11 protein-coding genes and 1 pseudogene are annotated in these 10,510 nt (G+C 38.8%); 6 read left to right on the plus strand and 6 right to left on the minus strand.

Going from position 1 to position 10,510, the window contains the following annotated elements; genetic code table 11:
• The first annotated feature begins 183 nt into the window (after positions 1-183).
• Together CLV48_RS16970 and CLV48_RS16975 are read left to right on the plus strand one after the other, a co-directional pair.
• Positions 184-1,326: a DUF4221 family protein gene (locus CLV48_RS16970; RefSeq protein ID WP_106568475.1), complete on the plus strand. Its 1,143-nt coding sequence runs from the start codon at positions 184-186 to the stop codon at positions 1,324-1,326.
• A gap of 112 nt (positions 1,327-1,438) precedes the next feature.
• On the plus strand, positions 1,439-2,617 hold the full coding sequence (locus CLV48_RS16975) for a 6-bladed beta-propeller (RefSeq protein WP_106568476.1): 1,179 nt from the start codon (positions 1,439-1,441) through the stop codon (positions 2,615-2,617).
• A gap of 184 nt (positions 2,618-2,801) precedes the next feature.
• On the opposite strand, the gene ftsY is transcribed toward CLV48_RS16975, so the two are convergent.
• The 5 genes from ftsY to CLV48_RS20600 form a co-directional block, all read right to left on the minus strand.
• Positions 2,802-3,758, minus strand: a complete 957-nt coding sequence (gene ftsY, locus CLV48_RS16980) for a signal recognition particle-docking protein FtsY (RefSeq protein ID WP_106568477.1) — start codon at positions 3,756-3,758, stop codon at positions 2,802-2,804.
• A 90-nt stretch (positions 3,759-3,848) separates the two neighbouring features.
• A complete protein-coding gene (locus CLV48_RS16985) occupies positions 3,849-4,001 on the minus strand; it encodes a DUF4295 domain-containing protein (protein WP_010609740.1) in 153 nt (50 codons plus the stop codon).
• A 42-nt stretch (positions 4,002-4,043) separates the two neighbouring features.
• Positions 4,044-4,226: a 50S ribosomal protein L33 gene (rpmG, locus tag CLV48_RS16990; protein ID WP_106568478.1), complete on the minus strand. Its 183-nt coding sequence runs from the start codon at positions 4,224-4,226 to the stop codon at positions 4,044-4,046.
• A gap of 37 nt (positions 4,227-4,263) precedes the next feature.
• Positions 4,264-4,506, minus strand: coding sequence for a 50S ribosomal protein L28 (gene rpmB, locus CLV48_RS16995; protein WP_106568479.1), 243 nt, complete (start codon positions 4,504-4,506; stop codon positions 4,264-4,266).
• Positions 4,507-4,909: 403 nt separating this feature from the next.
• Positions 4,910-5,068, minus strand: a complete 159-nt coding sequence (locus tag CLV48_RS20600) for a C1orf53 family protein (protein WP_170069045.1) — start codon at positions 5,066-5,068, stop codon at positions 4,910-4,912.
• Between the two features lie 85 nt (positions 5,069-5,153).
• Here CLV48_RS20600 and rocD point away from each other — a divergent pair, with 85 nt between their 5' ends.
• The 4 genes from rocD to hemB all read left to right on the plus strand — a co-directional run bounded on the left by rocD (position 5,154) and on the right by hemB (position 10,279).
• The gene (gene rocD, locus CLV48_RS17000) at positions 5,154-6,428 is read left to right on the plus strand and encodes an ornithine--oxo-acid transaminase (RefSeq protein ID WP_106568480.1); all 1,275 of its coding nucleotides are present in this window, start codon (positions 5,154-5,156) and stop codon (positions 6,426-6,428) included.
• Between the two features lie 261 nt (positions 6,429-6,689).
• Positions 6,690-7,343 (plus strand): HAD family hydrolase, encoded by a 654-nt coding sequence (locus CLV48_RS17005; protein WP_106568481.1) that lies wholly within the window; start codon positions 6,690-6,692, stop codon positions 7,341-7,343.
• 289 nt (positions 7,344-7,632) lie between these two features.
• Positions 7,633-8,847, plus strand: a complete 1,215-nt coding sequence (locus CLV48_RS17010) for a porin (protein WP_106568482.1) — start codon at positions 7,633-7,635, stop codon at positions 8,845-8,847.
• Between the two features lie 457 nt (positions 8,848-9,304).
• Positions 9,305-10,279, plus strand: a complete 975-nt coding sequence (gene hemB, locus CLV48_RS17015) for a porphobilinogen synthase (protein ID WP_106568483.1) — start codon at positions 9,305-9,307, stop codon at positions 10,277-10,279.
• A gap of 97 nt (positions 10,280-10,376) precedes the next feature.
• Here the strand turns inward: hemB and CLV48_RS20945 are convergent.
• Positions 10,377-10,510, minus strand: a pseudogene (locus CLV48_RS20945) (IS256 family transposase); the annotation flags it as partial.

Here is a 10,510-nt window from a genome sequence, read left to right on the forward strand (position 1 = left end):
TGTCTTTTGTCTAAAGTCTAGAGAATTGATGGGTCAGATTAGTATTTAGAATCTGGTCAACTTGTAGTTTGTACGAATGGACCTTTGGGTTTTTTAACCCGAAGGTCTTTTCTTTTTAGTTGATCGGACTTAAATTTACCTATCCAACCTTGCAATTTTAAAGTCTCGCTTTAAATTTACAAGATGAATAACATTTTTCCTTACTATTTTAAAATCAAAAAAAATTCGAGCACATTTTTATTGGGAATAGTCTTTTTGTTTTCATGTACTGATTCCAAAAATGAAGCTGTTTTTTTCACTGCTGACCTGACTGATTTTGTAGTGGATACCCTGTATTTGGAAAAGGATACGTTGACCAAGAGCCTGCCACATGAGCTTGTATTTTTGGAGCAAAATGGGAAATCTTTTTTATTTGGTACCGTAGGACGAAGGATGTACCAATACAGCTATCCTTCAGGAAAGCTCGAAGGCACAGTTGATTTTGAAATTGAGGGGCCCGATGGAATAGGAGGGTTTGTATCGGGAAGCTTGATTACAGAAGACGGAATTTTTTTCATTTCAGATCAAAAAGCAATAATTCATACTGATTTTCATGGGAAAGTGTTGGATAGATATTCTTTGCCCAAAGTTCCTGAAGAAAGACTTGCTGTTAATTTTAGTGTTGTCAATGGCAACAGGATGCACTACGACAAGGAAAAAAGGCAATTAATACTGGCAGATGTTCCTTTTGTATTAAAGGAGCCCAATATGGTCTATAAAGACTGGGTCTGGAAATATGACTTAGAGAATAGGCTAGCGGAACCCATATCTTTTTCCTATCCTGAAATCTACAACGCGTATTATGATGATCCCGAGCTGGGTGTTTATGCCCATACTTTCCTTGATATCGGAAATTTCCATTTGGTCAGCTTCCCTGTGACGGATTCCTTATTGGTAATGGATGGTAAAAGTACCAAATGGATAGGTTCTAAAAGTACAACTCCATTGATCTTTCAAAAAGGAAAAGTCGATCAAGATGGAGGCTATACCGTATTTTCACCTAGTTGGAAGACCAGTAGGTACAAATGGGTTATTTTTGAACCAATGTCCAAATTAATACTGAGGTATATAGATATCGAAACTAAGGTTTCGGAAAGTGGGAAGATTCACAATAAGAGCAGTTTCATATTGCACAATCTTGATTTTGAAACAATAGCAGAATTGTTTTTTGACAACCGACAGATTGCGCCCTCAGGATTTGCAACTCCGAACGGGTATTTTTTCAAGCTGCTCAACCCGGATTCAGATGACAGAGAAGCTTATATCAAGGTGGGTTTGAATTTTTGATCCTTACCATAGGTTAAATATATCAATGCCATAAATTTTTTAAATTAAATTTTAGTTGGCGTAATGCTATGATGCATTTATTTTTAGTTTTCTAAATCGAATCTGACTGTTTATGAATTTCAAAAAGACACTTTTGATTGCAGTTGTGGGCATTTGCTTTTTAGGCCTAAACTCATGCGGTGAAAATACTGCTACCCAACAGCTGCCCGAACTTAAAATCACTCCAAAAGATATCCTTACTTTCGACCAAATTGCTTCGGAGGTGGAATTTATTCCTATGATAATCCCGAAAGAATCACCATTGAAATTGCTTCCATTTGATCCTATATTGTTCATCAGTGATAAGATTTATTTTTCTACAGGTGATTATAATGATGCTTCTGTACATGTTTTTGATCTGGATGGTAAGTATCAAAGAAGTTTTAACAGACAAGGAGGAGGCCCAGGAGAATACAGGGAACTTTCCGCATTAGAAGTATGGGGCAATGACCTGGTGGTTTGGGATGGATTTGGAACTTTTTACCAATATAGTTTAGAGGATTTCTCTTTTGTCAAGACATTTAAGGTTTCAGAAAGGAAGTATATACCCGATTATCAAAAATTGGATGATAACAAATGGATTTTGGTATTTGATATTGAGGATTTGGACCATGAAGGATATTATCCTGTATTCCATCTTTATGATTCTATCACCAAAACTGTACAGCCCTTACCCATAAAAGCTCCTGCATTGACGAGTGATCTTACCGAAGGGATGATTGCCAAATTAGGAGAGGAATTATACCTTCTGAATTTTGGAGCATCGGATACGTTGTACAGGTTCCAGGATGGAAAGGTCTTGCCATGGGTCAAGCTCAATCTTGATAACAATAATCTTCCCGAAAATGATAAGCAGCAGCCAGAAGAGACTATTGAGAATCTTCTCATGCAGCAGCGGTATAATTTCAATATCGGAGCAATACTTGCAGCGGGAAACACTGTCCGGATACCTGTTTTTGGTTTAAAAAAAGTGCAGGATTTTGATCCTGATAATGTAGGTAGTTTTCCCATTTATGATGTATATGTCAATTATCCCAATCCTGAAGTTAAAGTGTCGAGAGCGTTTGGCAATTTTGGTGGGAAGGGGTTCTCTAAAGACGGATATTTTTATGAGTGGCTTTATGCTGAATATTTTATGGCTTACCTCGAAAGTGGTTTCTTTGGTAAATTCACAGCTGATTTGGAAAATGCAATGGAGAAATTGGTGGATCAGGAAGATCCGATCTTAGTGAAATATAAAGTACGGTTTTAAGAATGAATTTAAAGCAAAGCGCTCAAAAAATCGGGTTTTCTTATATTGAGATTAATAGCTATGGAAAATCAACCATTTCATAATGGTCCAATTATTGATGAAAATCAATATTCTGATCTTAAAAGCAGCTGGCAATAATTGAAAAAAAATGCCCGAATAATCGGGCAAATTGAATTGAGTATTCTTACTTCTTCTTAAACAAAGAGTCCACAAACTCTTTTCTGTTGAAGACCTGTAGGTCGGTCATTTTTTCGCCTACACCGATATATTTTACGGGGATTTTGAATTGATCGGAAATACCGATCACTACTCCACCTTTTGCTGTACCATCCAGTTTGGTGATAGCGAGGGCAGTTACTTCGGTGGCTTTAGTGAATTCCTTAGCCTGTATAAAGGCATTTTGGCCAGTGGATCCATCCAATACCAAGAGGATCTCGTGAGGGGCATCATCAATGAATTTCTGCATCACACGCTTGATTTTGGTCAGTTCATTCATCAGGTTGACCTTCGTGTGCAAGCGTCCTGCTGTATCTACAATGACCACATCGGCTTGAGTATCTACGCCCTGTTTCACCGCATCAAATGCGACGGAAGCGGGATCGGTATTCATGCCGTGTGAAACAACTGGTACCCCGACACGATCTCCCCATAAGATCAACTGATCTACAGCTGCTGCCCTGAATGTGTCAGCTGCACCAAGTACAACTGATTTTCCGGCTTGTTTGAACTGATGGGCAAGTTTGCCAATGGTTGTTGTCTTTCCAACTCCATTCACACCCACTACCATGATAACGTAAGGTTTTTTATCTGTAGGAAGATCAAAATCAGACAGGTCCTGGCTTTGATTCTCTTCCAATAAACCCATGACTTCTTCTCTAAGGATCTGGTCGAGCTCGGTAGTATTTAGGTATTTGTCTTTTGCAACCCTTTCTTCGATCCTACGGATAATTTTTATAGTAGTGTCAACACCCACGTCTGAGGTGATAAGGATTTCTTCCAGTTCGTCAAGAATTTCATCATCGACTTTGGATTTGCCGACAACTGCTTTGCTAAGTTTTGAAAAAATGTTCTCGCTGGATTTTTGTAGGCCTTGGTCCAGGCTTTCCTTTTTTTCCTTCGAAAAGAAACCGAAAATTCCCATATTTTTTAATTTAATGTCCGAATATAATGAAAAAGTCCCTTCATAGCTTTCGCCTGAAGGGACTTTTAACGCCTTACAATGTAAGGCAAATTATTTTTTCAATGCATCCTGTACCATAGGGGTAGGGACCATTTCTTCTCTAAAGGTGTAAGCTCCGGTTTTTTCAGACTTCACAGCCTTGATTACTTTTGCGTAAGTGATACCACCTTCTTTTTTCAGGGTTGCTACTACTTTCTTAGCCATATCTTAAGGTTTATAATGCTGCTTGGCAACAATGATCCTAAATTATTTAATTTCTTTGTGAACCGTTACTTTCTTCAAGATAGGGTTGTATTTTTTTAACTCCAATCTTTCAGTGGTATTTTTACGGTTTTTGGTAGTGATGTATCTTGATGTTCCCGGAACACCTGAGTTTTTATGCTCAGTACATTCCAATACTACCTGAACTCTATTACCTTTCTTAGCCATTGCTCTGTATTTTTAAATGGATAAAACCTGCCCTATATTATTTAATGATGATCATACCCTTGTCCTGAGCTTCCTTCAATACAGCGCTAACACCTTTCTTATTGATGGTTCTCAAGGCCTTGGAACAAACTTTCAACGTAATCCAAGCATCTTCTTCAGGGATGTAGAAGTTTTTCTTGTGCAAGTTTGGATAGAACTTACGCTTGGTCTTGTTGTTCGCGTGCGATACATTATTACCTACTCGAGGTCTTTTACCGGTGATGTCACAAACTTTTGCCATGATATATTATCGTATTATTAGAGACGTTTTTTCAATTGAGTCTGCAAATATCGGACTTTTAGCCGAATTACCAAAAGCGACCTTTAAAAATATTCTGTAAAGTTTTAAAAATGTGTGGGATTGGAAGGGAGAGGCGAGAGATTAGAGGCGAGAAATGAGATGCTTGACACAAGACATAAGACATAAGACACAAGAAAAGAGAAATGGGGAGTGAGAGTTAAGAACCAACAACGAACTTTGAACAAAGGACATACAATAAGTTCAAGGTTCATTCTTCAGGGTTTTTGCTCGATTAGTAATACCGCTTTTCCGGCCATAGCGGATTGAACCTTTAACAATTCAAAGTTTAACTAACCAATCAACCGATCACTAATAATTAATAACTAATCACTTTTCACTAAACTCACTTCTCCTTAAAGGGACAATGTTTGCATCCACTTCCGCAGCAATAGCCCCTTCTCAGATGGTATTGGGCGGTAAAGACCATCAAACCCTTTTCATTCATATAATAATCCCCTGGGATTAATTTTTGGGGAGTAATCTGCTTCTTCTTGGGATTCATTCTTTATCCTGCCGCCTTTTCTTATATTTGTCCAAAAGGAACAATCGGTAAAATTGCCTTAACAGGGCATAAAATTACAAATTTTATGATGGAAACAATAAACTCAAGTAAGGAGGCCATAGCACTGGAAGATAAGTATGGAGCACATAATTACCATCCTTTGCCGGTGGTATTGTCCAAAGGAGAAGGCGTTTTTCTATGGGATGTAGAAGGTAAAAAATACTACGATTTTTTGTCCGCTTATTCGGCCGTCAACCAGGGCCATTGTCATCCAAGGATCAAAGAGGCATTAATCGAACAGGCAGGTACTTTGACATTGACTTCAAGGGCGTTTTACAATGATGTTTTGGGTCCTTTTGAGAAATATATCACTGAATATTTCGGTTTTGACAAAGTACTGCCAATGAATACTGGGGCTGAAGGCGTAGAGACAGCCATTAAAATAGCGAGGAAATGGGGCTATGAGAAAAAGGGAGTAGCGGAAGGTCAGGCAAAAATTGTAGTTGCTGAGAATAATTTTCATGGCAGAACTTCTACAATAATATCTTTTTCTTCTGATGCGAATGCCAGAAAAAATTTTGGTCCTTACATGCAAGGCTTTATCCGCATACCTTATAATGATATTGAAGCTCTAAAGACTGCCTTGGGGGATGAGACGGTTGTTGGTTTTTTGGTGGAACCTATTCAGGGAGAAGCAGGTGTTTATACGCCATCGGAGGAATACATCCGAAATTGCTCGGAGATCTGTAAATCCAAAAATGTTCTGTTCATTGCAGATGAAATCCAGACAGGAATTGCAAGAACCGGTTCGCTCTTGGCAGTATGCGGCAACTGTTCCTGTGAAGGGCATTGTGAAAGACAAAGTACATATACGAAGCCTGATCTTTTGATATTAGGAAAAGCCATTTCGGGAGGGTTTTATCCGGTATCGGCGGTTCTAGCTGATAATCACATCATGGATGTGATCAAGCCTGGGACGCACGGGTCAACTTTTGGAGGCAATCCTTTGGGCGCAAAAGTGGCAATGACAGCCTTGGAAGTTGTAAGAGATGAAAAACTGGCTCAAAATGCCAGGAAATTGGGAAAGATCTTCCGTGAGCGCATGCAGGTTTTGGTTGATAAATACAGCATCCTTAGATTAGTACGAGGCAAGGGCTTACTCAATGCTGTGGTAGTCAATGATACACCAGACAGCAGCACAGCATGGGATATGTGTATAAAATTGGCAGAAAATGGTCTTTTGGCAAAACCAACCCATGGGAACATTATCCGCTTTGCCCCTCCTTTGGTCATGACAGAAGAGCAGTTGCATGATTGCTGCGATATCATAGAAAAGGTAGTGAAGGAGTTTGAGCGTTAGATTTTAGAAATACAGTTGAAATATTATAGAGATGCAATGAAATAGTGTTTTCAGCTATTTATTGATATTGGATATTCCTAGATATTTTTATAAAAATGGAACATAAATATTTCTTAGAAAAGCCCTCAAAACATTGAGGGTTTTTTTAAAAACGCGAACAACATTTAAAACAAAAGATTGTGACTGAACTGTAGTGTCCTATTAACGAGTCATATTTTCTTTTTTCATTAGCTTTGCTCAATAAAAGAACCTATTAAACTTATGAATAAAGCCATTATTTTCGACATGGATGGTGTGATATGCCATACTAATCCCTATCATTCCATTGCCTTTAAAGAGTTTTTTGCCAAAAGAAATCTTTTTCCAACGGAAAAGGAATTTGCACTGCATATGTATGGAAAAAGTAATTCTTACATATTGAGTCATTTTTTGGGAAGGAAAATTGAAGGACAGGAATTGTTGGAACTGGAAGATGAAAAGGAAAGTCTTTTCAGGACTATTTACAAGGACCAAATCATCCCAATCAATGGGTTTATGGATTTTTTTGACAGCCTCAAATCAGCAGGCTTATTGACAGGAGTGGGGACATCAGCCCCATTCGCCAACTTGGAACTGATTGCAGGTAGTTTGGGTCTTATAGAAAGAATGGAATCCATTCTGGCAAGTGAACATGTGAGCAAGCATAAACCGGATCCAGAGGTTTATTTGAAATCAGCAGATCAGTTAAAAGTACGGCCAGATGCCTGTGTTGTTTTTGAGGATTCCTTTTCAGGGGTGACTGCAGCCAAAAATGCAGGAATGAAAGTGGTAGGGGTACTCTCTTCACATACCAAAGAGGAATTGCCTATTTGTGACCTATACATTCGGGACTTCTACGAAATCAATGTCAATAGTATTCTAAGGCTTTTAGAATAAGAATACATCAGGTATTTAGCGCATTTGGCAGGTTTTTGCATCACATTATTTTAAATATTTTTTAACATTAGGACTTTCTTAACATTTGCATAATGTGGTCTATTGCCATTGATTCCTCATATTTCATCCTTACCCAATGCCTTTTGTCTTGCATCAGAGGCTGGTTAAGAAACCTTATGTTTTAGGTCTTAACAAAATCATAATATCTGCATCATTATAAAGAAATATTCCAGTCGCAACTTTGCATCGCTGTACGATAAGTATTTAATACTTGAAAAAAAATTCTACTATGCGATCTAGGTTCGCAATTGTCATCGCCTTAGTGTTGATGATGTTCAATGACGTTTTTGCAAGGAATGTCGATGAAGATAGTGCTAGTGTTTCCGGGACAAGTGCATTGGCACAGGTCAAGAAAAATTGGTACGAGACGGTCCAGTTTCGTGGTTATGCACAACTTCGGTACAATGGACTTATAGAATCCAATCCTAATTTACAATGTGCTCAATGTGATAGGTCCTGGGGAGGGAATGGGGGATTTTTCTTTCGCCGAATCAGGATGATCTTTTTTGGCCAGATCCACGAAAGAGTTTACATGTATATTCAGCCGGATTTTGCCTCTGATGGAAAAAATATTGCCCAGATTAGGGATGCGTATTTTGATCTCGCGTTGGATGAAAAGCTGGAATTTAGGCTGAGAATTGGTCAGTCCAAAATACCATTTGGATTTGAAAATTTGCAGTCCAGTCAGAATAGGATTCCTTTGGATCGTCATGATGGGATGAACTCTGCTGTAGCCAATGAAAGGGATATAGGTGTGATGTTTTACTATGCCCCAGCTGAAATCAGAAAGCGCTTCAGCTATCTTGTTTCTTCTGGACTGAAAGGTTCCGGAGATTATGGGATTTTCGGTTTGGGTTTGTATAATGGGCAAACTGCCAATGCACCTGAGAAAAACAGAAGTCTACATGTAGTTTCCCGTGCAACTTACCCTTGGGAATTGAATTCCGGACAGATCATAGAAACATCTTTTCAGGCCTATACTGGTAAATTTGTGATCAACAGGAATCCACAAACTGATTTTGATCAGACAGAATTTGAGGAATTCCGCTACGGTCCAACCTTGGTAATTTACCCTCAGCCTTTCGGAATCCAAGCAGAATTCAATTGGGGGAGAGGCCCGGAGTATAATCCCGAAACTAACAATGTGGAGGATGCTCCGATACAAGGGGGATATGTGATGGCAACCTATATGCTCAAAACCCAAAAAGACATCTTTATCCCTTTTTCCAGGTACCATTATTATAAAGGAGGGAAGAAACATGAATTAGATGCTACCAGGCATAGGGTAAACGAGTTGGAAATTGGAGTAGAATGGCAACCACACAAAGCCTTTGAATTGGTTGGAATGTATACCATTTCAGATAGAACCTTTGAAAACTCCCTAAATCCTAACAATAGACAAAAAGGCAGCCTATTAAGATTGCAGGCTCAAATCAACTTCTAAAGAATATTATAAAGTTTAGTCTATATGTATTAAAGCAGGCTTCTTCTGGGGCCTGTTTTTTTTTAGAGACAAGAAACAAGACATAAGAAACAAGACATAAGAAACAAGATATAAGAATCAAGAATCAAGAAACAAGAGGCAAGAATCAAGAGAAAGAGTTCTAAAATTGTATTTCGGAAGGAGGAAGCGAAGGATAAGGGAAAAGACACAAGCGGACCAAGTACCAAGACGGTGTAGCAAGTATAAAGTAATGATAATTATGCTTTGCGGTACAAAAGCATAATTTAAGGTCCTTGGGTGAAATGGTTGAGGATATTTATTAATAAAAAATACATTGAAATTTACGCATAGATGCCATTGGAGATATTATTTGTCTTTATAGAAGTCCCATAAAATCCAAATTCCGATTTCAAGTCTTGGTGATTCGACTTACCTTTGTGCTGTAAAATATACTGTTATGCTCAGAAGACCAAGAAGAAACAGAAAGTCACAAGGTATCCGCGATATGGTTGAAGAAACCAGGTTGTCCGTGAAGGATTTTATTTTTCCTTTATTTTTGATAGATGGGATCAACCAAAAAGTAGAAGTAGCTTCCATGCCTGGGATTTTCAGGCTTTCTCTGGATTTAATGTTAAAAGAAATTGAGGAGTGCTTGACTCTTGGCATTAAGGCCTTTGATATTTTTCCGGCTTATCCTGAGACCAAAAAAGATAAATTTGCCACAGAAAGTTATAATCCTGATACTTTTTATCTGAAAGCCATACAAAAGATCAAGACTACTTTTCCTGAGGCAGTAGTGATGACAGATGTAGCGATGGATCCCTACAGTTCGGATGGACATGATGGTTTGGTTCATGATGGCAAAATCCTGAATGATGAGACCTTGGAAATATTGGGCAAAATGTCATTGGCACAGGCACAGGCAGGGGCTGATATCCTAGGCCCCTCGGATATGATGGATGGTAGGGTAGGCTATATCAGAAGTATCTTGGATGAGCATGGCTATACCGACGTATCGATAATGTCTTATACAGCCAAATATGCCTCTGCATTTTATGGCCCTTTTCGGGATGCCTTGGATTCTGCCCCGAAGATGGGCGATAAAAAAACCTACCAAATGGATCCAGCCAATTATTATGAGGCATTGATTGAAGCAGATTTGGATACTGAAGAAGGTGCAGATTTCCTGATGGTTAAGCCAGCTTTAGCTTATCTGGATGTCATCCGCCTGTTGGAAGACAACTCGAACCTGCCTATTGCTGCTTACAATGTCAGTGGAGAATATGCCATGATCAAAGCATCTGCCCAAAAGGGCTGGCTGGACGGAGAAAGGGCCATGCTGGAAAGTCTCCTCAGCATCAAGCGTGCAGGGGCGAAAGTGATTTTAAGTTATTTTGCAAAGGAATTTGGTTTGTTGGAAAAGAACAGGTAAATGATTTTTTTCCCAAAGGAAGGTTTAAACTTAGATTTTATCGAAAAATACGACACTATCCCGATAAGTGTGTAAACTTTAAATTATGATTTTATGGTCAGGTTTCAAGAAGCCTGACCCTATCACCAAATATAATCAGGAAACTGTTAAGGATAGTACCCCAGTCTCGAATGGGCATAGTCCATTTTTTCGATGCTTCCCTTGCAGCGAGGAAAACAGACTTCATAACAG

This window comes from Cecembia rubra, assembly GCF_003014575.1.
GTDB lineage: Bacteria > Bacteroidota > Bacteroidia > Cytophagales > Cyclobacteriaceae > Cecembia_A > Cecembia_A rubra.